Annotated in this window: 30 protein-coding genes; 15 read left to right on the top strand and 15 right to left on the bottom strand. The window is 66.0% G+C overall.

Annotated features, from left to right (window positions below):
- Positions 1 to 64: 64 nt before the first annotated feature.
- From ACQY5K_RS09040 to ACQY5K_RS09030, 3 genes are all read left to right on the top strand, one after another.
- Positions 65 to 898: a phytanoyl-CoA dioxygenase family protein gene (locus ACQY5K_RS09040; protein ID WP_428122198.1), complete on the top strand. Its 834-nt coding sequence runs from the start codon at positions 65 to 67 to the stop codon at positions 896 to 898.
- 41 nt (positions 899 to 939) lie between these two features.
- A complete protein-coding gene (locus ACQY5K_RS09035) occupies positions 940 to 1,524 on the top strand; it encodes a DUF4389 domain-containing protein (RefSeq protein WP_428122196.1) in 585 nt (194 codons plus the stop codon).
- A 64-nt stretch (positions 1,525 to 1,588) separates the two neighbouring features.
- Positions 1,589 to 3,262, top strand: a complete 1,674-nt coding sequence (locus ACQY5K_RS09030; RefSeq protein ID WP_428122193.1) for a thiamine pyrophosphate-binding protein — start codon at positions 1,589 to 1,591, stop codon at positions 3,260 to 3,262.
- 20 nt (positions 3,263 to 3,282) lie between these two features.
- Here the strand turns inward: ACQY5K_RS09030 and ACQY5K_RS09025 are convergent, their stop codons facing one another.
- The 5 genes from ACQY5K_RS09025 to ACQY5K_RS09005 form a co-directional block, all read right to left on the bottom strand.
- Complete coding sequence (locus ACQY5K_RS09025; RefSeq protein WP_428122190.1) at positions 3,283 to 4,521, bottom strand: acyl-CoA dehydrogenase family protein; 1,239 nt, start codon at positions 4,519 to 4,521, stop codon at positions 3,283 to 3,285.
- Positions 4,522 to 4,599: 78 nt separating this feature from the next.
- Positions 4,600 to 5,721 carry an Ldh family oxidoreductase gene (locus tag ACQY5K_RS09020; protein WP_428122187.1) on the bottom strand — a complete coding sequence of 374 codons (1,122 nt, stop codon included), beginning with the start codon at positions 5,719 to 5,721 and terminating at the stop codon, positions 4,600 to 4,602.
- Between the two features lie 88 nt (positions 5,722 to 5,809).
- Positions 5,810 to 6,025 carry a type II toxin-antitoxin system HicA family toxin gene (locus ACQY5K_RS09015; protein ID WP_419922164.1) on the bottom strand — a complete coding sequence of 72 codons (216 nt, stop codon included), beginning with the start codon at positions 6,023 to 6,025 and terminating at the stop codon, positions 5,810 to 5,812.
- Positions 6,022 to 6,294, bottom strand: a complete 273-nt coding sequence (locus ACQY5K_RS09010; RefSeq protein WP_419922165.1) for a type II toxin-antitoxin system HicB family antitoxin — start codon at positions 6,292 to 6,294, stop codon at positions 6,022 to 6,024. Before ACQY5K_RS09010 ends, ACQY5K_RS09015 begins: the two co-directional genes overlap by 4 nt.
- Positions 6,295 to 6,341: 47 nt before the next feature.
- Complete coding sequence (locus tag ACQY5K_RS09005) at positions 6,342 to 6,494, bottom strand: hypothetical protein (protein WP_419922166.1); 153 nt, start codon at positions 6,492 to 6,494, stop codon at positions 6,342 to 6,344.
- Positions 6,495 to 6,631: 137 nt separating this feature from the next.
- Here ACQY5K_RS09005 and ACQY5K_RS09000 point away from each other — a divergent pair, with 137 nt between their 5' ends.
- On the top strand, positions 6,632 to 6,931 hold the full coding sequence (locus tag ACQY5K_RS09000) for a hypothetical protein (RefSeq protein ID WP_419922167.1): 300 nt from the start codon (positions 6,632 to 6,634) through the stop codon (positions 6,929 to 6,931).
- A gap of 262 nt (positions 6,932 to 7,193) precedes the next feature.
- Here ACQY5K_RS09000 and ACQY5K_RS08995 read toward each other — a convergent pair whose 3' ends face one another.
- Both ACQY5K_RS08995 and ACQY5K_RS08990 read right to left on the bottom strand, forming a co-directional pair.
- Positions 7,194 to 8,249: an isocitrate/isopropylmalate dehydrogenase family protein gene (locus ACQY5K_RS08995; protein WP_428122182.1), complete on the bottom strand. Its 1,056-nt coding sequence runs from the start codon at positions 8,247 to 8,249 to the stop codon at positions 7,194 to 7,196.
- A gap of 85 nt (positions 8,250 to 8,334) precedes the next feature.
- The gene (locus ACQY5K_RS08990) at positions 8,335 to 8,877 is read right to left on the bottom strand and encodes a DUF2269 family protein (protein ID WP_428122180.1); all 543 of its coding nucleotides are present in this window, start codon (positions 8,875 to 8,877) and stop codon (positions 8,335 to 8,337) included.
- A 156-nt stretch (positions 8,878 to 9,033) separates the two neighbouring features.
- On the opposite strand from ACQY5K_RS08990, the gene ACQY5K_RS08985 reads away from it, so the two are divergent.
- From ACQY5K_RS08985 to ACQY5K_RS08935, 11 genes are read left to right on the top strand one after another with little or no spacing between them, the layout of a single operon-like run.
- Positions 9,034 to 9,288, top strand: coding sequence for a hypothetical protein (locus ACQY5K_RS08985; RefSeq protein WP_428122177.1), 255 nt, complete (start codon positions 9,034 to 9,036; stop codon positions 9,286 to 9,288).
- A gap of 3 nt (positions 9,289 to 9,291) precedes the next feature.
- On the top strand, positions 9,292 to 10,167 hold the full coding sequence (locus tag ACQY5K_RS08980) for an FAD binding domain-containing protein (protein WP_428122171.1): 876 nt from the start codon (positions 9,292 to 9,294) through the stop codon (positions 10,165 to 10,167).
- A gap of 1 nt (position 10,168) precedes the next feature.
- Positions 10,169 to 10,756, top strand: a complete 588-nt coding sequence (locus ACQY5K_RS08975; RefSeq protein ID WP_428122168.1) for a (2Fe-2S)-binding protein — start codon at positions 10,169 to 10,171, stop codon at positions 10,754 to 10,756.
- A 1-nt stretch (position 10,757) separates the two neighbouring features.
- Entirely contained in the window at positions 10,758 to 13,133 is a 2,376-nt protein-coding gene (locus ACQY5K_RS08970) for an aerobic carbon-monoxide dehydrogenase large subunit (RefSeq protein WP_428122165.1), read from the top strand.
- A 2-nt stretch (positions 13,134 to 13,135) separates the two neighbouring features.
- Entirely contained in the window at positions 13,136 to 14,080 is a 945-nt protein-coding gene (locus tag ACQY5K_RS08965; RefSeq protein WP_428122162.1) for an XdhC family protein, read from the top strand.
- Positions 14,080 to 14,664, top strand: coding sequence for an SRPBCC family protein (locus tag ACQY5K_RS08960; RefSeq protein ID WP_428122160.1), 585 nt, complete (start codon positions 14,080 to 14,082; stop codon positions 14,662 to 14,664). The genes ACQY5K_RS08965 and ACQY5K_RS08960 overlap by 1 nt, the downstream gene beginning before the upstream one ends.
- 10 nt (positions 14,665 to 14,674) lie before the next feature.
- Complete coding sequence (locus ACQY5K_RS08955) at positions 14,675 to 14,926, top strand: hypothetical protein (RefSeq protein WP_419551924.1); 252 nt, start codon at positions 14,675 to 14,677, stop codon at positions 14,924 to 14,926.
- A gap of 11 nt (positions 14,927 to 14,937) precedes the next feature.
- Positions 14,938 to 15,165, top strand: coding sequence for a hypothetical protein (locus ACQY5K_RS08950; RefSeq protein ID WP_428122157.1), 228 nt, complete (start codon positions 14,938 to 14,940; stop codon positions 15,163 to 15,165).
- A gap of 13 nt (positions 15,166 to 15,178) precedes the next feature.
- The gene (locus tag ACQY5K_RS08945; RefSeq protein ID WP_428122154.1) at positions 15,179 to 15,445 is read left to right on the top strand and encodes a hypothetical protein; all 267 of its coding nucleotides are present in this window, start codon (positions 15,179 to 15,181) and stop codon (positions 15,443 to 15,445) included.
- A gap of 1 nt (position 15,446) precedes the next feature.
- Entirely contained in the window at positions 15,447 to 15,737 is a 291-nt protein-coding gene (locus ACQY5K_RS08940) for a hypothetical protein (protein ID WP_428122152.1), read from the top strand.
- Positions 15,734 to 16,096: a hypothetical protein gene (locus ACQY5K_RS08935; RefSeq protein ID WP_428122150.1), complete on the top strand. Its 363-nt coding sequence runs from the start codon at positions 15,734 to 15,736 to the stop codon at positions 16,094 to 16,096. Before ACQY5K_RS08940 ends, ACQY5K_RS08935 begins: the two co-directional genes overlap by 4 nt.
- 68 nt (positions 16,097 to 16,164) lie before the next feature.
- Here ACQY5K_RS08935 and ACQY5K_RS08930 read toward each other — a convergent pair whose 3' ends face one another.
- The 8 genes from ACQY5K_RS08930 to ACQY5K_RS08895 form a co-directional block, all read right to left on the bottom strand.
- Positions 16,165 to 16,632 carry a hypothetical protein gene (locus tag ACQY5K_RS08930; RefSeq protein WP_428122148.1) on the bottom strand — a complete coding sequence of 156 codons (468 nt, stop codon included), beginning with the start codon at positions 16,630 to 16,632 and terminating at the stop codon, positions 16,165 to 16,167.
- A gap of 52 nt (positions 16,633 to 16,684) precedes the next feature.
- Positions 16,685 to 16,984, bottom strand: coding sequence for a hypothetical protein (locus ACQY5K_RS08925; RefSeq protein ID WP_428122146.1), 300 nt, complete (start codon positions 16,982 to 16,984; stop codon positions 16,685 to 16,687).
- Positions 16,985 to 16,989: 5 nt separating this feature from the next.
- A complete protein-coding gene (locus tag ACQY5K_RS08920; RefSeq protein WP_428122144.1) occupies positions 16,990 to 18,156 on the bottom strand; it encodes a vWA domain-containing protein in 1,167 nt (388 codons plus the stop codon).
- A gap of 17 nt (positions 18,157 to 18,173) precedes the next feature.
- A complete protein-coding gene (locus ACQY5K_RS08915) occupies positions 18,174 to 19,067 on the bottom strand; it encodes an AAA family ATPase (RefSeq protein WP_428122142.1) in 894 nt (297 codons plus the stop codon).
- Between the two features lie 26 nt (positions 19,068 to 19,093).
- Positions 19,094 to 19,375: a hypothetical protein gene (locus ACQY5K_RS08910; RefSeq protein WP_428122139.1), complete on the bottom strand. Its 282-nt coding sequence runs from the start codon at positions 19,373 to 19,375 to the stop codon at positions 19,094 to 19,096.
- Positions 19,376 to 19,421: 46 nt separating this feature from the next.
- Entirely contained in the window at positions 19,422 to 20,294 is an 873-nt protein-coding gene (locus tag ACQY5K_RS08905) for an XdhC family protein (protein WP_428122137.1), read from the bottom strand.
- Between the two features lie 109 nt (positions 20,295 to 20,403).
- Positions 20,404 to 20,559 carry a hypothetical protein gene (locus tag ACQY5K_RS08900; RefSeq protein WP_428122134.1) on the bottom strand — a complete coding sequence of 52 codons (156 nt, stop codon included), beginning with the start codon at positions 20,557 to 20,559 and terminating at the stop codon, positions 20,404 to 20,406.
- A gap of 7 nt (positions 20,560 to 20,566) precedes the next feature.
- Complete coding sequence (locus tag ACQY5K_RS08895; RefSeq protein WP_428122132.1) at positions 20,567 to 20,815, bottom strand: hypothetical protein; 249 nt, start codon at positions 20,813 to 20,815, stop codon at positions 20,567 to 20,569.
- Between the last annotated feature and the right edge of the window lie 138 nt (positions 20,816 to 20,953).

Below are 20,953 nucleotides of genomic sequence, written 5' to 3'. Positions count from 1 at the left end.
CAAGATTCTCCGTGGTATCGGCGCCAGCCGGTCCCGGCGACCTCGCGTGTGACGGGAGAAAACGATGAGCCGACAGCAGGTGCTTGAAGCAGCCAGGACCCGCATCACCGCAGAGCACAAGGCAACGTTCGCAACCGACGGCGTCGTCAAGGTCCGCGGCGCTGTGGGCGAAGACTGGATCGAGCGGGTGCTCGAGGTCGCCGAGCAGCAGCTGCGTGACCCCGGCAAGTGGGTGTCGGACACCAACCCCGGCGCGAGCTCGAATCGACTGTTCACGACGCGCTATCGCTGGCAGGAAGATCCCGTGATCGGCGGCTTCGTCTTTGATTCAGGCATGGCGCAGATGGCGGCGGAACTCATGGGTTCGTCGTCAGCGCGGTTCTATTTCGACCATCTGCTCATCAAGGAACCGCGGACCGCGAACCCCACACCGTGGCACCAAGACATCCCGTACTGGCCCTTCATGGGCAAGCAGATCTGCTCGTCGTGGGTGGCGATGACGCCGGTGACCGTCGCGGAGAGCTCGCTGGAGTTCGTGCGGGGCTCGCACAGCTGGGATGCGTACTACGCGCCCGAGTCGTTCGACGGCTCGAAGGGTTTCATGGCCGACTTCGAGGGCGAGAAGATGCCTGACGTCGAGGCTGATCGGGCCGGCTACGACATCGTCGGCTTCGACGTCGAGCCCGGCGACGCCTTGTTCTTCTCCTCGTGGATCATCCACGGTTCGCCCGGCAACGCGGGCGATCACCGGCGTGTGGCGCTGTCGACGCGCTGGCTCGGCGACGATGCGGTCTGGTACCCGCATCCGGGCTGCGACCCCATCGTCACTGACGACGACACCACCGCCGTGGCCGGCAACTATCCCGCAGACGACGGCCGGTTCCCACTGGTTGCCTAATCATGGTCGGGCCGTGACCGACTGCTTGTTACGTTGGAGGCATGGCCTATCCAGCTTCCATCAGCGTCGAGACACCCGAGCGAGTTGCCAACTGGCGACCACTGTTTCAGTGGATCATGGCTCTGCCGCACCTCATCCTTGCCGGAGTGTTGGGGTACGTGTCGCGGGTCGTGGCGATCATCTCGTGGTTCGTCGTCGTCTTTACCGGCCGGTTGCCCGCAGGCCTCGCGGGTTTCCAGGTGTTGACCCTGCGCTACAACGCTCGTGCCAACGCGTACGCGGGCTTCCTGCACGACGCATACCCACCGTTCGCCTTTGATACGAGCGACGACGATCCCGGTGGAACCCCTGTCCACGTGCGCTTCCAACCACAACTGGAGAACCGCAACCGGCTGACGGTGGCGCTTCGACTGATCCTGGTGATCCCAGCCGGTCTGTTTGCCTTCGTGATCGGCCTCATTGCGTGGATCTGCCACATCATCAGCTTCTTCTCGGTGCTCTTTACCGGCCGTTGGCCAGAAGCATTGCGCCGTTGGATCGTTTCGGCACTGGGCGTGGGCCTGCGGCTGAATGCGTACTTCTTGCTGCTGACTGACGAGTATCCGCCCTTCAGCCTCGACGATTAGGCGGCACTCGGACCGCAGTCCGCCTCCGGGCGGTCGGCCCGGTGATGGGGCTACCGTGCGGACCATGAGTGAGATGACCGGCGGCGAGGCTGTTGCAGCGACCTTGGCGCGCATGGGCGTGCGGCATGTGTTCGGGATCGTCAGCGTGCACAACCTGCCGATCTACGAGGCACTGTCGGTACGCGACGACATCGAGGTGGTAAAGGTCCGCCACGAGCAGGCGGCCGCACACGCCGCCGATGCCTACTTCAGGGCCACGGGCGAGATGGGCGTGCTGCTGACGTCGACTGGCCCGGGCGCGGCCAACGCCGTGTCAGGGCTGTACGAGGCAGGTTTCTCCAGCTCGGCTGTGCTGATGGTGACGGGGCAGACCGAGTCGCGCTTCTACGGCAAGGGCAAGGGATTCCTGCACGAGAACGAAGGTCAGCTGGCCATGCTGCGCTCGGTGTGCCGCAGTGTCGCCTCGGTTCGGCATCCGGGAGAGATCTCGACCGAGATTGCCCGGGTTGCCGACGACATCCGCACCGGCCGGCCCCAGCCCGGTGCCGTTGAGATCCCCATCGACTTCCAGTACGCACGCGTGGGAAATGCCGCCGAAGCTGGTTCGCCGCACGTGGCTCGCCTTGGGCCCAATGGAGCATTGCTGGACGACGCCGCAGAACGTCTTGCGTCCGCAGAGCGCCCCGTCATCTGGGCAGGCGGTGGCGTCAACATTGCCGATGCATCCGGTGAGCTGACGGCGTTGGCGCAGCGGCTCGGTGCGCCAGTGTTCACCACCATCGAAGGCCGAGGCTCGATCAGCGAAGAGCATCCGCTGTCGCTGGGGTTCCGTTCGGATCGCCCCCAGATGGCCGACGTGTTCGCAGAAGCCGATCTGATGCTGGCCGTTGGCACCCGGTTTCAGAACTACGCCACGCGAGTGTGGGCGCTGGAGCTGCCGGCAGAGCTGATCCACCTTGACGTCGACCCCGGTGTTATCGGGCTCAACTACACGCCGTCGCTGGCAGTGATCGGCGACGCGAAGCTCAGCCTGGCGGGCCTCGTCGAGCGACTGGGCGACGGTGCGCCGACGATTGACGACGGATTCGTGGAGCGCTCCCGCAAGCACCGGGCTGCCGACATGGAAGCGCTGCGTGATGAGGTCGGCGCCGATCATGCCGCCATCTGTGACCTGATGCGGCAGCTCTTGCCCCTCGACGCGCGCGTCGTGCGCGACACCACGGTTCCCGGCTACATGTGGGGCAATCGACTGCTGCCGATCGTTGCGCCTCGAACGTCAATCCGGGCTGCCAATGCCGCCATCGGACCCGGCGTGCCGATGGCTATCGGCGCCGCGCTCGGCACTGGGAAACCGACGGTCGTCATCCAGGGCGATGGCGGGCTGATGCTGTCGATCGGCGAGATCTCGTCGCTGGCCGAGCACGGCCTGCCGGTCATCGTCTGCGTGTTCAACGACGGCGGCTACGGCGTGCTGCGCATTATCCAGGACGCACTGTGGGACACCCACCACGGCACCGAGATCGGCGGCATCGACTTCGTCGGCGTCGCCCAGGCGATGGGCGTGCCCGCCGAACGCGTCGCCAGCGTCGTCGAGTTCGAGGCAGCGTTCAGCCGTGCCGTCGATCGTGCGAGCGGCGCGTCAGGTCCGGTGGGTCCCACCCTGCTCGACATCGACCTCACCGCGTTGATCCCGATCACGTTCCCGCTGCCCGCGCACCAGCGCCGCCGCGAGGGCTGAGCCGACGGCGCGCCTGCCGGTTACAGGCTGGCGCTGTCTGTGTCGGGATCCAGCATGGTGCGGCCGGCCAGTTCCATCACGGGCATCGCGACCATGAAGTGAGCTGACGCTGTTTGTATGTCGCGCAGGTGACGCTGCAGCGGCGACGACTCGAAGATGGCGGTACCGCCGACGGCAGTGTTCATGGCCTCGATCACCTCGACGCTCGTTTGTGTGGCGTGCACGGTGGCGGTGCGCAGTTCTCGTCGTATTTCGAGGCTGCCCACTTCGGTTTGAGCGCGTTGCCATGCCGCCTCGGCGGTCTCGTACAGCAGCGCACGCGCTGCGCGCACCTTGGTGTCAGCCACTGCAACCGCCGTGTGAAGGCTGGGGCGCTGCGCCAGCGTTCGTCGCGAGCCTTGGGGCACTTTGGTCTTGGCGACGTCGATGACTTCGTCGATGCTGGCCCGCGCCATCCCCAATGCGATCGCGCCGATCGGCAGCGCCAGCAAACCGAACAGCGGGAAGCGATACAGCGGCTCGGCGGCGTGGAGCGACCGCAAGATGGCGGAACTCTTCGCGATCCGGGTCGCGGGGAGCCACACATCGTGTGCCTCGAAGGTGCTTGAGCCCGAGCCCCGCAAGCCGCTGGTGTGCCAGTCGTCGTGGACCACGATCTCTTCAGGGCGGAAGAAGGCACGACCGTCCGCCGGCTTCGCTGTGTCGGTTGGGTTCGCGGCGCGATCGACACCGCTATTGACACCACTATCGACGTGGTCGCCATGGTCGATGAGAACGCCGCCCGAGATCCACTCGGCGTTATGACAGCCCGAGGCCCACGCCCAGCGCCCGCTCACGATGTAGCCGTCGGCGTTGTCGGGACCGCGCGCTGGCGTGGCCCGGCCCGACGATGCGAACACTCCGGCGGTGATGACGTCAGGGTTGCGCAGGATTCCTGCCAGCTGTTCCGGTGTCAGCGCGGCGAACATGATCTGCGAGGTGGCGCCAATGAACGTGCACCACGCAGCCGACGCATTGCCGGTTGCGAGTGTCTCGCTCACCTGTGCCACGGCGACGGGGGATAGTCCCAGGCCTCCGAGGGACGGCGGCACCAGCGTCCGGTAGAAGCCGGCTTCGGCCAGCGAGTCCGCCAGATCCTGCGGCAGCTGCCGCAGCCGGTCGATCTCGATGCTGCGTTCGCGCAGCTCAGCCAAGAAGTCGGCCGCAGCTGCAAGCATCGCCGCGCCGTCGACAGCGTCGGACGTCTTGGCAGGCGTCATCGCGGCACGGTAACAGCGTCCGCGCAGCCGATCCTCATGCATGCGGGGTGTCTCGCTTGCCCCGCTTCGGCGCAGTCATCAGCAGGCTTCGCAGTCGAACGGCACGCCCAGTTCGTCGCCGACACGGCGAAGTGAGCGGACGACCGAGGCCGGGTAGCTCACTGTTCCCGCTGCGGTGCGACGGTCCATCTCCGACTGCTCCAGTTCGCCGGGCAGGTACACCTTCTGACCCGGCAGAGCGTCTTCGGCACCGGCGGCTCGGATCTGGTCGACCATGGACTCGATGTCGTCGTAGTAGCCGTCGAGGTCGCGGAACACGCCAGGGTCCATCAACAAGAAGAACTGGCCCCGATGCCCGACGGAAACGTCTCCGGTGTGGGCTGAGCCTCCGAGAATGCCGGCGGCAATGTTCGAAGCGATGACCATGCCGATGCCCTTGTAGCCCCCGATCGCAGGCACGATGCCGCGCATCGCCACGTCGGGATCCACGGTCGGGTTGCCGTCGCGGTCCAGGAATCCCCACGCCTCGGGAATCTCCTTGCCTTCAGAACGCGCCCGCAGCACCTTGCCGAGCGCTACAGGGGTGATCGCCATGTCGAGCACGATCGGCGGATCGTTGCGACGGGGGAACGTCCACACGATGGGGTTGTTGCCGAAGAGCTTGCGGTGGCTGCCGAACGGGGCCAGGTTCGGCACCGAGGTCGTCGTGCCGTAGCAGACGAATCCCGCCTCAGCGGCGCTATACGGGTAGTTCGCCCCGCAGCCCCAGTCGTTGGAGTTACGGATCACGCCCGCGACCAGTCCGCTCTCGCGAGCGGCCTCGATGAGCTGCTCCATGAAGCGGGTGATGACGAGCTGCCCGAGTCCGTGGTGTCCGTCGGCCACCAGCACCGACGGCGTGCGGGTCACGATGTCGCACTGCGCTGTCGGATCGGTGGTGCCGTCGCGGAACCAGTTGACGTACCAGCTGACCCGCTGGAAGCCGTGAGTGTCAACGCCACGCCGGTCCGACCACAGCTGGTTCTCGACAACGGTGGCCGCGTCATGCTCAACCATTCCAGCGGCCACATACGCAGTGATGCCCCACGGCCGCAGCTCGTCGAGCCGGAATGACAGCGGAGCACTGGGGTCTCCCTCAGCGGGGCGGTCGTCGGGGATGCCTCTCGGCAGGGTCTCGTCTCTCGTGGACTTGTCGCTCATGTCTGGTTGCACTCCTCCGGCTTGATCTGCAGCGAGTTTGTACACCCACGGGCATCCCGCTGCCGGTGTATGACCGCCGTTCCCCCCGCTAGCGGTTCAGCCAGTCTCGGCGTGTGTAGCCCGCCTGCTTAAGCAGTCGCAGCAGAAAAGGGGCGGAGATCTCGCGGTCACTTGGTATGACCTGTCGGTGGGTCGCCTTGATCATGTAGTCGTGACTGCCGCCGGATCGAGGCCCATCCCATCCCCGCTCACTCAGGAATCTGATGAGTTCGCGACGTGCGGCCGGAGGGAGCCGGCTGGTCATGCAGTAACGGCGATTTCGCCTTCACGGAACGAAGGGATGGGGTGACCGAGTTCTTGACCGAGTTCAACCCATCCGGCGAGAACCTCACGGAGCTTGTCGCGAGCTTCGTCCGGTGTGGCGCCGTAGGCCGATGCGCCGGGACACTCGGAATTCTCGGCCCACCAGCCGACGAGGTCGCCGTCGTCATCACAGACCTCTTCGAGGGTGGCTCCGACGAGCGCAGCGTCGAGCCAGCTCTCCAGCTGATGCTTCGATGAGGTCTCGGTCATGGCCCCAATGTAGTTCTGGGCTCCCGGGTACCCACTTCGTTTTCCCGCTACAGCGCGTCGATGACGGCAGTGGCGAACTCTTCGGTTCCCGACGCGCCACCCTGGTCCGGCGTCACGTGCTCGCCCACTTCGCACACCTCCGCCTGGGCCCGGTCCAACCGGTCCGCTGGAGCCTCAAGCTCGAGGCAGCGAAGCATCATCACGGCGGGTTCGAGCGCGGCAGCCGGGTTGATGACGCGTAGTTTGTTGGCCGACGACCGATGGTGTGAGCGGTGGAAAATGGCATGATCTGCGTCCGCAGGTGTGCAATCCTGCCGATGTGCGCAAGATGTCGCGGGTGGAAAGCACAGACGATGTCGGCGTCAACGCGCTGATGACGCTGCCTGACACCGTGCTCACCCGCTTGGAGGCCCGTTTTGAGAAGCTCCGCCCTGCGCTGGTGCGCGAGCACCCCAACCAGTGGGCACTTCTCATCTACCGCGGCTCGAAGCGGGTGCCGGTGCTTGACGTATGGGCCGACGAGTGGGACGCCATCCGCGCTGGCTATGCCGATCCGCAGGCTCGCCGTTTCTGCGTGAAGCAAATCATCGAAACCGACGAAGACGTGTTTGTGAGTTCGCTGGGAGCTTGGCATTGAGGCTTTGGCGGGTTCTTGGCCGCTGACGGCCCCTATCAGCGCTAGTGGTGCGCCATCGACTTCGAGCTGAAAGCGACACCCGTCGACGTGCAGGAACACAGGATGGTTGCACGCCCCCTGCCCCTGCCGCCACGCTTCACCTTCGGTCCCGCGGCTGACGAACGTGACTATCGCGGTGTCGCGGGTCCCGCGGACAGCGGCTGGCGGGTACATCGTCAGCACGAACTGGTGTCGCGAGGTGAATTGCCCTGCGTGGTGGCTGTTATAGGGCTTCGATGACGGCGGTGGCGAAGTCCTCGGTGCCTGTTGTGCCGCCCTGGTCAGGCGTCAGGCGCTCGCCTTGTTCGTAGACCTCTTCCAACGCCCGGTCGAGCCGGTCCGCCGGGGCGTCGAGCCCGAGGTGGCGGAGCATCATTTCGGCGGATTCCAACGTCGCGGTCGGGTTGATGATGCCCAGCCCGGCGATGTCGGGAGCCGTGCCGTGGGCCGATTCGAAGTACGCCCAGTCGTCGCCGTAACAGCCCGACGGTGCCAGGCCCATGCCACCGATCGTGCCGGCGCCTTCGTCGGAGAGGATGTCGCCGTACAGGTTGGGCAGCAGCAGCACATCGAGGTCGTGAGGGCGCACGACCAACCGGTGTGCCATGTCGTCGATGATGAACTGCTCGTATTCCAGGCCCGGATACTCCGACGCAACCTCACGCGCGATGTCGCAGAACCAACGATCGGTGGCGGGCAGCATGTTCGTCTTGGCAGACACGGTCAGCTTCCCGCCTCGCTGTAATGCCAGCTCGCAGGCGAAGCGGGTGACCTGTTCGGTGCCGGGCCGGGTGATGATCTTCGCCGCGAAGCGGCCATTGGCGGCATCAGGCGGGACACGGGAGCGGCCGTCGGTCAGACCAGCGTCCAGCAGCGCCTTGGCGGGACCCATCACACCGACGTACATGTCCTCGAGGTTCTCGCGCACGATCACGTAATCGATGCCCTCGGGCCGAGCCAGCGGCGAGGCGTAGCCCGGCCGCCAGCGAACCGGACGAACGTTGGCGTAGGTCTTCTTGCCCCAGCGCATGAAGCCCGCCCCTGGCGTCGTGCCATTCGACGAGCCGAACAGCACGGTGTCGGCGTCGTCGATGTGTTCGCCGACCAGTGCTTCTCGTTCTTGCGGTGTCAGGGCTGCCAGTTCGTCGCCGACGGGGACGTGGTCCCACTCGATCGGCAGGTCGAGGTCGTCCAGCACTCGCAGCGACGCTGCCATCGCCTCCGGCGCAGCGTCGTCGCCGGGTATCACGCACACCTTGTGCCGCCGATCTGAGGTCATGCGCCGACGCTACGCGGCCCAGTTGTCGTATTGCTCGGCGTCGCCGTGCGCGAGGCGATCACCGGGGTGCTGTGAGAATGCGAGCTCAGAGGCCGGGCTTGGTCACCATCACCGCGATTGCAGCGACGATGACGAGGCTTGATATTGCGTCAAATGCGCGCCAGCGGCGAAGCAGACGGCCGACTGCCCGACGCTCGCTCCCGCCGGCGTCGAGTGCAGCGATCAGCTTCTGCGTCGTGGGCCGCACGGCCCCGTGCGCGAGGGCCACCCAAGTGAAATAGAGGACAAAACCAATCGTGACCCAGCATTGGCGGAAGTTCCAGCGATTGTCGAGCAACACCGCAGCCAAACCCGTCAGACCGGCAACGTAAACCGACGCGTCCGCGAAGCGAGTCAGGACATAGTGGTTGGATCGCTGCGCCACCGCCGCTGCGGCTGGGTGCGCGGGCTCGTTCGACTCGGGGGAGTCCTCGAGCGCGTCGTTGATGGCTCGGCGTGTTGCAAATGCAGTCATCGCTGCACCGCCGAATCCGAAACCGGCGGTGAGCAAATGAATCACCAGCAGCACTTGATATGGCCCCGAGTTGAATCCGGCGGCCAGCAGCGAACTCACAGCATCGTGATACATGACCTGAGTATTCCGTGCCCACGGGTCGATCGGCGCGCGGGTAGCCGGGCGAGACGTGAAGCCGCCTGCCCGGTTTCGTTCTTGCCACCAGCACCGTCAGTGGTAGGTTCGCAATGCCGCACAGACACGGCCGGATCTCCGGGGGAAGGGGAGTCCATGCCGATCGAGTCATCAGGCCATAGCGCCACCAACCCGAGGCTGTACGAGGTCATCGAGCACGCGCCCAAAGAAGGCGCCAGCCCGACGATCTGGGCGTGGCCGCAAATTGTCGACTATCTCAAGGTCGCCGGACAGCCGGTCCAAGGGCCTTGGCCGCCGCACCAAGAGCAACGTCCCGATCCCGATGCCGACGCGATGCCGCGGGCTGTGCCGGATCCGCAGGGACCCCGTGGGCAGGCGACAGGGGGCTGAGGTATGTATCCATCCCGCTTCCGCTACGAAGCCCCCTCGACACTCGCCGAGGCCATAGCCCTGCTCGCCGCTGCTGACGGCGAGGCGAAGATCCTCGCGGGCGGCCAGAGCCTCATCCCGATGATGAAGCTGCGTTTCGCCGCCCCGGCGATGCTCGTCGACATCAACGGCATCAGTGGACTCGACTACCACCGGGCCGATGCCGATGGCACCTATCGCATCGGTGCGTTGTGCCGTCACGCCGACCTTGAGAAATCGGCAACGCTCGGCGATCATCAACCCACGCTCGCTGCGGCGGCGCCAGTTGTGGCCGATCCGCTCGTTCGTACCCGCGGCACGCTTGTCGGTTCAGTCTGCCACGCCGACCCGCAGGGCGACTGGGCCTCGGTGATGGTCTCGCTGGAGGGAGCCATCGTGGCCCAAGGCCCGAGCGGGCAACGGATGATTCCGGTCAACGACTTCATCGACGGTCCGTTCCAAACGGTGCTCGCCAACGACGAGATCGCCATCGAGGCGGTGGTTCCGCCAGCGCGTGGGACCCGGGCCGGCGGTTACCTCAAGCTTGAACGCCGAGTCGGCGACTTCGCCACCGTCGGCGTGGCGGTCTCGGTGGAGATGTCGGGCGACAGCATCGCCCGGGCGGGCATCGGGCTGACCGGCGTCGGGCCTGCCACCATCAACGCTTCCGACGCCGCCGCGGCTTTGGTCGGCACGGCGCTCGATAGCGACGCGGTCGATGCGGCGGCTCAGCTCGCCGCCGAAGCGGCCCAGCCCCGCTCCGACCACCGGGGCAGCGCCGACTACAAGCGCCACGTCGTTGCGACATTCGTGAGACGCATCGGGGCGCAGATTCAGCGGTCTGGACAGAAGGCGGCCTGACATGAGCTCGTTGTTCGAAGTGGTCCCGCCGAGCTTTGGTGACGAGGTGTCGGTTCGCCGTGTGGAATTGACCGTGAATGGCGAACGGCGTGCTGCCGACGTCGAGCCGCGGCTGCTGCTGGCACACCTGCTGCGCAACGGCTTCCGACTGACGGGGACCCACACCGGCTGCGACACGACGAACTGCGGTGCATGCACGGTGCTGTACGACGGTGTGCCCGTCAAGAGCTGCACGATGTTCGCAGTCCAAGCCGACGGCCACGAGATTCTCACCGTCGAAGGCCTCGCGACCGCGAGCGAGCTGCATCCGATCCAGGAAGGCTTCAAAGACGAGCACGGTCTGCAGTGCGGTTTCTGCACCCCCGGCATGATGCTGTGCGCCACGGCCCTGCTGGAGGAGAACCCGAACCCGAGCGAGGACGAGATCCGCTGGGCGCTGTCCGGGAACCTGTGCCGCTGCACCGGCTACCAGAACATCGTCAAGGCGGTGATGTGGGCCGCTGAGAAGCTACGTGGCGCCGCATCCGACAGCGACGACCCGGATGCTGGTGGCGATGCCGCCGGCGACGGGGCCGGAGAGGAAGGCTGAGATGGCGCTCGACGAAATCAAGATCGGCGGCCTCGGCGCCAGCCGGCGCCGGGTCGAGGACAACCGCTTCATCCGCGGCAAGGGCAACTACGTCGACGACATCGCCCTGCCCGGGATGCTGCACATGGAGATCCTCCGCAGCCCCTTGGCGCACGCTCGAATCAGGTCCATCGATGTCAGCGGCGCCTGGGCGATCCCCGGCGTCCGCCTCGTGCTCACGGGCGACATGCTTGCTGCACGGAATCTGGCATGGATGCCGACGCTGTCCTATGACACCCAGGCGGTCCTTGCCACCGACAAGGTCCGATTCCAGGGGCAGGAGGTCGCGTGTGTCATCGCCGACGACCCCTACCTCGCGAAGGACGGCTGCGAGGCCATCGTCGTCGACTACGAACCGTTGCCGCCCATCGTCAACCCGACCCAGGCGCTGGCCCCCGACGCGCCGCTGATCCGCGACGACAAGACCGGCCAGACAAACAACGTGGTGTTCGATTGGGAGATCGGCGACCCCGAGGGCACCAATCGGGCCTTCGCCGAGGCCGACGTGGTCTCGGCCATCGAGATGCACTACCCGCGCTCTCACCCGTCACCCATCGAGACCTGCGGTTCGATCGCCGACTTCGACCGGGCGACCTCGAAGCTCACCGTATACATGACCACCCAGGCGCCGCACATCATCCGGGCCGCAGTGGCGATGGTGGCCGAGTTGCCCGAGCACATGATCCGCATTGTCTCTCCCGACCTCGGCGGCGGTTTCGGGAACAAGGTGCCGGTGTATCCGGGCTACGTGGTGTCGATCCTGGCTTCGATCCTGCTCGAATGCCCCGTCAAGTGGATCGAGGACAAGAGCGGGAACCTCATCTCCACCGGATTCGGCCGCGACATCTACTTGAAGGGCGAATTGGCGCTGCGCAACGACGGCCGCATGCTGGGCGTGCGCATGCACACCGACTCCGACCATGGAGCGTTCTTTTCCGATGCCCAGCCGAGCAAGTTCAAGATCGGCCTGATGCACTCGGCGTTCGCCTGCTACGACATCCCGGCTGCCCACCTCACCGCCCAGGGCGTCTACACCAACAAGGCGCCGGGAGGCGTCGCGTATCGATGCTCCTTCCGGGTCACCGAAGCCATGTACTTCCAGGAGCGCATGGTGCAAGCCGCCGCCGACGACCTCGGCATGGACCAGGCCGAAATCCGCCGGATCAATCTGGTTCGAGACGACGACTTCCCGCATCGCACTCCCTTCGGATTCCTGACCGACTCCGGCCAGTATCAGAAGTGCCTCGACCTCGGCCTCGAAGCGATCGGCTACGAAGACTTCCTGCGGCAGAAGGAAGAAGCCCGAAAGCGGGGCCGGCTCTTGGGCATCGGCATCTCGACGATGACCGAGCCCCTCGGGGCCGGCAACAGCCGGGAATACGACATCTTGGGCATCAAAATGTTTGACTCCGCCGAGCTGCGGGTGCACATGACCGGCAAGGCGCTGCTGCGCACCGGTGCCAAGTCCCAGGGTCAAGGCCACGAGACCACATGGGCACAGATCGTCGCCCACGAACTCGGCATCCCGGCCGAGGACGTACTCGTCGAGGAGGGCGATACCGACACGGCCCCGTTCGGCATGGGAACCTACGCATCGCGCAGCACCCCCGTGGCCGGGGCGGCCGTTGCGATGGTGTCGCGCAAGATCCGCGCCAAGGCCCGCAAGATTGCAGCTCACCTGCTGGAGGTGTCCGAAGAGGACATCGAGTGGGAACTCGGGCGGTTCTCGATTCGCGGCGCCCCTGACCGAGGCGTGACGATCCAGGAATGCGCAATTGCCGCCTACAGCAACATGCCTGACGGCATGGAGCCGGGCCTTGAGAACCACGCCTACTACGACCCTCCCAACCTGACGTGGCCGTTCGCCTGCTACATAGCGACCGTCGAGGTCGATCCCGAGACCGGCGTGTGGGATGTCTTGCGGGTGGTGGCCGTGGACGACTGCGGCGTGCGCATCAACCCAATGATCGTCGAGGGCCAGATCATGGGCGGCCTCACCGAGGCGTATGCCATGGCCAGCATGCAATTCATCACATTCGACGAGGACGGCAACTGCATCGGCTCGAACTACATGGACTACTTGCTGCCGACGGCTTGGGAGACACCGGGCTTCGAGCTGCACGAGGTGGTGACCCCGTGCCCGCACCATCCCATCGGGGCCAAGGGCATCGGGGAATGCGCCACCGTCGGCGGTCCTGCAGCGTTCGTCAACGCCGTCATGGACGCAATCTCCGGCACTGGCGTGCGCAATATCGACATGCCGCTGCTGCCTGATCGGGTCTATGAAGCCATCACCCAGCGTCACGACGTCTCCGGCGCACCGCCGGTGAAGACATAGCCGTGAGCGAACACCGTTCGGTCACCGACGGGGCCGTCGAAGGCTGGGGCGTCCTGGAACAGGCCGTCGAACTCGCACGCAGCGGTGAGGCATTCGTGCTGGCAACGGTTGTCTGGCGCGAGGCCCCGACCTCGGGGCAGCAGGGATCTCGTGCCATCTACACGGCCTCGGGCGAGATCTACGGCTGGATCGGTGGCGCGTGCGCTGAGCCGGCGTTCATCCGGGAGGCCATGGCAACGCTTGAAGCCGGGACGCCGCGGTTGCTGGCGCTCGGCGCGAGCGATCGTTTCGGTGAACTTCGGGACGGCACGACCGCGGTGGCCATGTCGTGCCAGAGCGAAGGCGCCCTGCAGATCTATCTGGAGCCCGTCGTGGCCGTGCCTCACCTGGTGATCGTCGGAAGCTCGCCGATGGCGACGACCCTGTCGGTGCTCGCCAGTCAGCTCGACTGGCGTGTCGAGCTGGTCACCGGCTCGGAGTTCAGCGAGGGTTTGCTCTCACCGCAGTCGATCGTGGTCGTCGCCACCCAAGGACACGGCGACGAAGACGTGCTGGGGGCCGCGCTCAAGGCGGCTCCGGCTTATGTGGGCCTCGTCGCGTCGAGCCGCAGGGGAGACAGCGTGCGTGCGCTGCTCGTTGCCCAGGGGGCCGGCCAAGCCGAACTCGACGCCTTACGCGTCCCGGCAGGACTGGATCTCGGCCGCACTTCTCACAAGGAGGTCGCTGTTTCGATCCTGGCCGAGCTGGTGCAGTTGCGAGCACAGGGTGCGTTTGCTGCGGTGGTCACCACCCAAGCGCCCACGAAAGCGACGGCTATCGACCCCGTCTGCGGCATGGCGGTCCAGATCGATCCGGCTGCTGTCTCACTGCAGGTGGGAGACGAGGTCTTCTACTTCTGCTGCGCAGGGTGCCGGACGGCATATGCGCGTGAACAGGGAGTCGCCTGATGCAGATCACCAATCAGTTCGGGGTCGCTCAACCGCTGGAGGCTGTGTGGGACTTCTTCGGTGACGTCCCGCAGGTTGCCGCGTGCCTGCCCGGCACGGAGCTGACCACCGATTTGGGGGACGACCGCTTCGGCGGCACGGTGTCCATTGGTCTCGGTCCGATCAAGCTGGACTTCGACGGCGGCGCCGAGATCACCCATCGCGACGCGCAGGCCCGCACGATCTCCGTCGCCGCCAGCGGCAGCGATCGCAAGGGCCGGGGCGAAGCCACGCTCACGCTCGACGCAAGCCTTGCCCCGGCTGAGGACGGCACCACCGTCGACGTTGCCATGGACCTGCAGCTCTCCGGGGCGGCCGCGCAATTTGGGCGTGGCCTGGCGAGTGACATCACCGCAGTGCTGCTGAACGATTTTGCCGCCAACGTGCAGAACCGACTGGCTGCGGTCGCGACGGGCCGTGACCCCGACCAAGTCAGCCAAGCCCAAGCCGCCGGCGGCGTTGCCATCGGTGTGCGCGCCGCGCGAATGGGGCTCGCGCGCGTGGTACGTCGATTCGTCCTGCCGTACCGCCCCGAGGCTGTCTGAGGAGGCTGTTGTGCTCTGGTGGATTGGAAACCTGATCCTGCTGCTCGTGGTAGTGCCGGTGGCAGTCGCGCTGCTGAACCGGGTGCTGGCTGCCATCGAGCGGATCCGCAAAGCCAGCGACGAGATCCTGACTGGGGGCGTGGCGGTCATCGGCGAACTCGACACCACGCGCGATCTGCTTGCAACGACTGACGAGACGATCGAAGAGGTAGCAGACGGTGCGGTGCGCTACGCCGGTTCGGTCGGGAAGCTCTTGGGCTGAAGGGAGTTCTGATGCCTGCTGTTGCCTGGGTCACTGTCATCATCGGCGGCCTGATCATTGTTGCCGCCGCTGTCGGGCTGCTGCGAGTGGGCCTCCACTTGCGGGCGGTCCACAGCACGCTCGTGGCGGTCGCGGGCGGTGTTCGTGTCATCGCCGACCAGACCTCGACCGTCCCGACCGTGCTGCCGTCGGTGAATTCGACGCTCAAGCCCGTGCGGGACTTCTGCGAATCGATCTGAGGGAGGGAATGCCGTGATACCGCTACTCGCTCAAGAGTCGACAACCGGGTGGACAATCGGCTACGTCATCGGCATCGTCGTTGTCATCGCGGTGGTCGCGCTCGTCGTGCCGATCCTGATGCTGGCTCGTTCGATCGGCAATCGGGCATCGGAGATCAACGCCGGGCTGGAAGACGCGGCCACCAACACGGCGTCGCTGGCGGAGTTGAACACCACGATCGAGGCGGCATCGACAATCGTCGCCGGCCTCAAGCGTGGTCGGGCCCGGTTAGGAGGCTGACATGGACCTACTGGCTCTAACCGACACTCAGGAGAACCTGTGGTGGGGACTCATCATCGGCGGCTTCGTCGTGATTGTGGCTGTCGTTGCCCTTCTCACCATGCTGGTGCTGCTCGTGCGGACGATCGAGCAGCGGGTGAGGATGATCAAGGACACGCTCGAGCGTGCCGCCGCTAACACCGGCGACACCGCCCTCATCGCAGAAACCGCCGAGGGGGTCGATGCGGTCCTGACCGAAGGCCTCGAACACCACCTGTTCCTAGGCCGCGTTCTCGACAAGGTGCGCTCATGACGACGCTCGTAGTTCTCTCCGTCATCCTGATCGGCCTGCTGATTGCCGGGCTGGCCTTCTACCTGTTCATCGTGGGAAGCCAGCTGACCCGGATCGCCGGGCTGCTGGAAGAGTGCTCGCAGATCGTGTGGAAGATCAAGGCCGACGCCGAAGCTGTCGAGCCTGGTGTCGAGCGCATCAACAACACCAGCGGCGTCATCGCAGGAGCGCTGCCGCTGCTGTACGGCATGGCCGAAGGCATCGTGGCTGGCGCCACCTATGAGCCCGACCCAGAACCTCGCGAGCCAGTGCCGGCCCGGCCCGCGAACCGCACGCGCCGCAGCCGACTCCACGACGCCGTCGGTTACCACCCCGAATAGCCGCCGGCGGTCAGCTCGCGTCCGGCTTCACGACGCCGTCGGCTACGGCACCCGATAGCCGTCAGCGGTCAGCTCGCGTCCGGCTCAGGGGTTCGCCCCGTCGAACCAGCGGGATCGCGCGTGGTCGTGAGCGGGCCTGCGGTGGGGGCCCGGTAGCTGCCGATCCACTCGTCCTCCCACACCTGGTCGAACTGGTCGGGCGCGCAGCCGGGTCGGTAAATTGCGATCAGCTCGTGGACGATCTGTTCGCGATGCGATGGCAACCCACCCGGAACTTCGTAGGTGCAGATGTGGAGGTTCCACTTGTTGCCGGCGCGCCGCTCCCAGCACTTGGCGCGCGGGTGGCCGAACGGCAGCCCGGCCGCAGCCAGGTTGTCCGCGTGGTCAACGTCGAGCACGGCGTAGTCGTATGGGTGGCCGTCGGGATCGGCTCGGCACAGAATCGCGAACACGGCCGCCGTTGCAGGCGGCGTCCAGCCACCGAGCACTCGTGGTCCCTCGAAGGGGTACCCGGCGAGCGAACCCAGTCTGATCATCGGGGGCAGATCATCTGGGCCGGATCACATGAGCCGGATCATGTGGGCCAGGTCATTCGTCGATCCCAACTTCGCCTGCCTCAAACTCGTCCTCGCCGATCACTTCAGCACGTGTCATCGGCCAAGCCGGCAGGTTCGCTGTCTCGACGGCTGCGGCGAAGGCTTCCATTGCCGCTTCGACGGCCTTGTCGGCGTTTTCGGCCTCGATCACAATCTGAGCGCCGTACGCCAACGCGCCGACGCCCGATGCGATGCCGCCGAGCGGCGCGACCGCGTCGGCCAGCGCCACAACCTCCTCGAGGTCTACAGCGCGATCGCCCTCTGCCTGGATGGACACGCTCCACTTGCTCATACCGATCAGCCGATGTGAGGCAGTTTCTTGGCGAAGGACTCGAGGCTGGCCAGGTCGTGTCCGGATTCGAGGGTGTCGATGAACGGACCCGCAACCATCATGGCGAGCGTGTTCGGCGGGACATCGCTGTCGTCGCCGACGAGCGGGTTCATCCAGATGATCCGGTGGCAGAGCCGGCTGAGGCGTTCCATTGCTTGGGCGAGGACGGCTGGGTCGCCGCGGTCAAGCCCGTCGGAGCAGATGACGACGGTGGCGCCCCGGCTGAGGCCTTTGCGGCCCCACTTGTGAACGAAGGTGTCCAGCGACTTGCCGATCTGCGTGCCGCCGTCCCAGTCGAGCACGCGGGCGGCAGCGAGCTTCATCGCGTCGTCGGGGTTCCGCCGGTCCAGCACCGGCGTGATGCGTGTCAGCCGGGTGCCGAAGCAGAAGACCTCGACTTTGCGGGCTGCGCGGCGCATCGAGTACGCGAACTGCAAGAGGTTGCGCGAGAAGTCGGCCATTGATCCCGAGACGTCACAGATGAGCACGAGGGGCCGAGGTCGCAACGATCGAGACAGGCGGCGCAGGCCCGGTGCTGTGTGGCTGAGACGCATGGCGTCGCGGGCCATCCGCCGGATGTCGATCTGGGCACCCGAGGGATCCGGGTGCCGCCGTCGTGTTCGGCGTCGCGGAGGCTCGAGCCCGATGCGCGACATGATTCGTCGCAGCGCTGCCAACTCTTCGGTTGTGCACTCGGCGAACCGCTTGTCACGCTGGATCTCGACCCCCGATGCCTGCAGTCCGAGCACCATCGGCCGGTCCTCATCGGTGTGCTCGCCAGGTTCGCTGTCGGGAACCTGCAGCGTGCCGCTCAATCGTGACGTCACCGGTTCGTGCGGTTCGGGTTCGGGGGCGCGGGGAGCGGGCAGGCCCATGAAATAGCGGCGGAATACGTCATCGAAGACCGGCAAGTGCTCGCGGCGATGCACCAGCGTCGCTCGGCCGCTCCAATAGACGTCGGTGAGATCAGAAGGCGTGAGTTCGGCGACCCCTGAGCAGAACATGACGACGTCGTCGGAGCCCACCGGCAGGCCCTCGTCTCTCAGCGCGTGACTGAAACCGACGAGCCGCGCCACGATCTCCATTGACGGTGAGCCAGCCTCGTGCGCTGTCCCAGGACCCGTCTCAGGCACGGGCCACCACATCGATGTCAGGCATCGGCAACGACCCTGTCGAGTTCGGCTTCGACAAGTTCGAGGTCGTCGCGATCTTTGATGACCGCACCGAGTGTGTCGGCTGCCGACGCCGCGTCGAGCTCGGAAGTGCCCAGTACGCCGAGCGCGTCCACCCAGTCCAGTGTCTCCGCGACGCCGGGATGCTTGACCAAGTCCATGTCCCGCAGTCGCTGGACCGCCGCGACAACTTTGCGCACGAGCGCCTCGACCGCACCAGGTGCACGCAGGCGCACGATCTCGATTTCTTCTTCGAAGGTGGGGTAGCCGATCCAGTGATACAGGCACCGTCGCTTCAGGGCGTCGTGCAATTCCCGTGTGCGATTCGATGTCAGCACCACGGTCGGTCGGTCGTCGGCGGCGATGGTGCCGACCTCGGGAATCGTGATCTGGAAATCTGACAGCAGCTCCAGCAGGAACGCCTCGAATTCGTCATCTGCACGGTCGATTTCGTCGATCAGGAGCACCGCTTCGCTTCCGGCCCGGACCGCAGCGAGGAGCGGGCGTTCGATCAGGAACTCAGGGTTGTAGAGGCCGCTGACTGTCGAGGCATCTGACAGCTCGCTCTCCGACAGCGCCCGGACGTGGAGCATCTGCCGTGCGTAGTCCCACTCGTACAGGGCCTGGTGGGTGTCGATGCCCTCGTAGCACTGGAGCCGGATGAGCTGCCGTCCGCCGATGTGGGCGAGGCACTTGGCCATTTCGGTCTTGCCGACGCCGACCTCGCCCTCGAGCAGGATGGGTCGACCGAGCCGTAGCCCGATCAGGGTTGCCGTGGCCAGGCCGCGGCTCGCGAGGTAGCCCGACGAGCGCAGTTGTGCCTGCAGGTCGGCAACGCTTGCCGGCGCCTCGTTGTGGGGCTGGTCGCTCACCGTAGGCAGCCGGGATGTTGCCGGCCTCAGTCTCCTGATTTCGGACCGAGGACCAGATCGCGCACTGAGGTGCCGTCGGGGGATGATTTGCCCTCACGCTCAAGCAGCTTCCGCCATGACGTGGCGAGGTCCTCGTCGTCTTCAGCGATGCCGTCGAATGTGAAGTCACGCGCGTTGCGGCACACCTTGGTGGGACTGCAGTCAGCATCCAGACCGACGTCGTCGGCGCCCTGCCACACGTCGTCCAGCGCAGGCAGCGACTCGGCGTCGAGGTCTGTATTCGTCAGGATGGGATCCGTCGACGTCACTGCGTCGATGGTAGCCGCAGGCGGCAGAACTCGATCTTCGAGCCCCTCACGACGTTGGATGCTGCCGTACGGCGATCATCTCGGCGAGGACCGACACAGCGACTTCGCTCGGTGTTCGAGCGCCGATGTCAATGCCGGCCGGAGCGCAAATCCGGTTGGTGTCGGTGACACCCCGGTAGGCGAGCCAGTCGATCCTCGCCGCCTGGATCGACTGCGGACCCACCGAGCCGATGTAGCCGGCGCGCGAGTTCACCGCCGCCAACAGCACGCGGCCCGTTCCCTCGATGTCATGGCCCATGACGACGATGCCGTCGAGCGGGGACAGGGCGCCGGCCAGGCCGATGGCCGCCTCAGGCCCGTTGCACTGCTGGACATTGCAGCCCACGAAGTCGCCGGCCGCCGCCACCGCGTCGGCCATCGGACCCGGTCCCATCACCACCAAGGTCGGCCGCGGACTCCACGTCGTCGCCACCGAGTCGGGCTCGAACACGACAGCGCTGTCTTTGGTGCCGTCGCCCAAGATCGTGGTTGCGGTGACCGTGTCGCCGTCGAGTTCGGCCACGAGGGTGACACGCTGGCGTTCGAGCAGTTGATCCCACAGCTCTTCGGGGAGCCTGTCGGCCGGGGCCATCAGGATGCGGACGATCGTGCCCTCCTCGACGCCGACTGCGGAGCTCTCGATGGCGTCCAGCTCGATCTCGACGACTCGCCCGCTCGTCGGCTTTGCTGAGGCCAACTCGATGAGGCGACTGTCGAGGGCCCCGCCCAGGAGCGTGCCGAGTTTGCCGCCCCCGGGGGTTATGCCGACGGAGTCCGCGGGGTCGAATCGCGGTGTGAGGGCAGTATCCAGGTTCCAGGCCACGTCAACCCGGGTGCCCCCGCGCAGGCAGGCCGTGACGCTTACCGCGATGCCGTACACGGCGCAAACGTACTTGGCGCTGCGGAAGCCAAGGCGTCGTTGGGCGCAGATATCGCCGTGATTCAGACCTCGATCTCCGGCGGCGGCTGCTACTCGTGATTCTGGTGAGTCAGGAATTGCGGGCCAGACCACGGCTCTGGGTTTTCCAGCGACCAGCGGTGAAGTGCGGTCGCGAGATGCTGCGGACGCTTACGGCGTTGTGACCCAGTCGCCGTAGTACCTCGGCAGCGGCGTCGGGCAGCATCTCGTCAAGCAGCCACCGCATCGCGGGATTAGAAGCTGAGGCCAGAGTCGAGATCGTGCTTCTCGGATATGTCGGACTGGTCCGCCTGCGCGAGCGCGACGTCACGTTCCGCGATCATCGTGTCGATGAGATGAATAGCGGCAGCGTCTTTCGCGATCATGGCCTCCACCTCATCGGGGTATGCCTCGCAGTACTGGATTGCGAGATTGACCTGACGCTCATGAAGGTCCGCCTCAATGCAGACCGTCTCGACAGGGTCGTACCGGTCCGTCGGCACCTCTCGCAGTGCGCGGATGACCTGCCAGACATCGGGTCCTCCCGACAGGCAAGCTCGACGACCAGCCGTTCCAGCCAGCGGCCGGACCGTCGGCCGGGACGGTGCAGGGTGCCACAGCCATGATGTTGGGGTCAGCAG

Source organism: Candidatus Poriferisodalis sp. (genome assembly GCF_965262965.1).
In the GTDB taxonomy this organism is placed as follows: Bacteria; Actinomycetota; Acidimicrobiia; order Acidimicrobiales; family Poriferisodalaceae; genus Poriferisodalis.
The sequence above is the reverse complement of the archived record's forward strand: the minus strand, read 5'-3'. Positions and strand labels throughout refer to the sequence as shown.

Coding starts and splice junctions, on each gene's coding strand:
- ACQY5K_RS09040 (WP_428122198.1), top strand. CDS start 65: ATGAGCCGACAGCAGGTGCTTGAAGCAGCCAGGACCCGCATCACCGCA.
- ACQY5K_RS09035 (WP_428122196.1), top strand. CDS start 940: ATGGCCTATCCAGCTTCCATCAGCGTCGAGACACCCGAGCGAGTTGCC.
- ACQY5K_RS09030 (WP_428122193.1), top strand. CDS start 1,589: ATGAGTGAGATGACCGGCGGCGAGGCTGTTGCAGCGACCTTGGCGCGC.
- ACQY5K_RS09025 (WP_428122190.1), bottom strand. CDS start 4,521: ATGACGCCTGCCAAGACGTCCGACGCTGTCGACGGCGCGGCGATGCTT.
- ACQY5K_RS09020 (WP_428122187.1), bottom strand. CDS start 5,721: ATGAGCGACAAGTCCACGAGAGACGAGACCCTGCCGAGAGGCATCCCC.
- ACQY5K_RS09015 (WP_419922164.1), bottom strand. CDS start 6,025: ATGACCAGCCGGCTCCCTCCGGCCGCACGTCGCGAACTCATCAGATTC.
- ACQY5K_RS09010 (WP_419922165.1), bottom strand. CDS start 6,294: ATGACCGAGACCTCATCGAAGCATCAGCTGGAGAGCTGGCTCGACGCT.
- ACQY5K_RS09005 (WP_419922166.1), bottom strand. CDS start 6,494: ATGATGCTTCGCTGCCTCGAGCTTGAGGCTCCAGCGGACCGGTTGGAC.
- ACQY5K_RS08995 (WP_428122182.1), bottom strand. CDS start 8,249: ATGACCTCAGATCGGCGGCACAAGGTGTGCGTGATACCCGGCGACGAC.
- ACQY5K_RS08990 (WP_428122180.1), bottom strand. CDS start 8,877: ATGTATCACGATGCTGTGAGTTCGCTGCTGGCCGCCGGATTCAACTCG.
- ACQY5K_RS08985 (WP_428122177.1), top strand. CDS start 9,034: ATGCCGATCGAGTCATCAGGCCATAGCGCCACCAACCCGAGGCTGTAC.
- ACQY5K_RS08980 (WP_428122171.1), top strand. CDS start 9,292: ATGTATCCATCCCGCTTCCGCTACGAAGCCCCCTCGACACTCGCCGAG.
- ACQY5K_RS08975 (WP_428122168.1), top strand. CDS start 10,169: ATGAGCTCGTTGTTCGAAGTGGTCCCGCCGAGCTTTGGTGACGAGGTG.
- ACQY5K_RS08970 (WP_428122165.1), top strand. CDS start 10,758: ATGGCGCTCGACGAAATCAAGATCGGCGGCCTCGGCGCCAGCCGGCGC.
- ACQY5K_RS08960 (WP_428122160.1), top strand. CDS start 14,080: ATGCAGATCACCAATCAGTTCGGGGTCGCTCAACCGCTGGAGGCTGTG.
- ACQY5K_RS08950 (WP_428122157.1), top strand. CDS start 14,938: ATGCCTGCTGTTGCCTGGGTCACTGTCATCATCGGCGGCCTGATCATT.
- ACQY5K_RS08940 (WP_428122152.1), top strand. CDS start 15,447: ATGGACCTACTGGCTCTAACCGACACTCAGGAGAACCTGTGGTGGGGA.
- ACQY5K_RS08935 (WP_428122150.1), top strand. CDS start 15,734: ATGACGACGCTCGTAGTTCTCTCCGTCATCCTGATCGGCCTGCTGATT.
- ACQY5K_RS08930 (WP_428122148.1), bottom strand. CDS start 16,632: ATGATCAGACTGGGTTCGCTCGCCGGGTACCCCTTCGAGGGACCACGA.
- ACQY5K_RS08925 (WP_428122146.1), bottom strand. CDS start 16,984: ATGAGCAAGTGGAGCGTGTCCATCCAGGCAGAGGGCGATCGCGCTGTA.
- ACQY5K_RS08900 (WP_428122134.1), bottom strand. CDS start 20,559: ATGCGGTGGCTGCTTGACGAGATGCTGCCCGACGCCGCTGCCGAGGTA.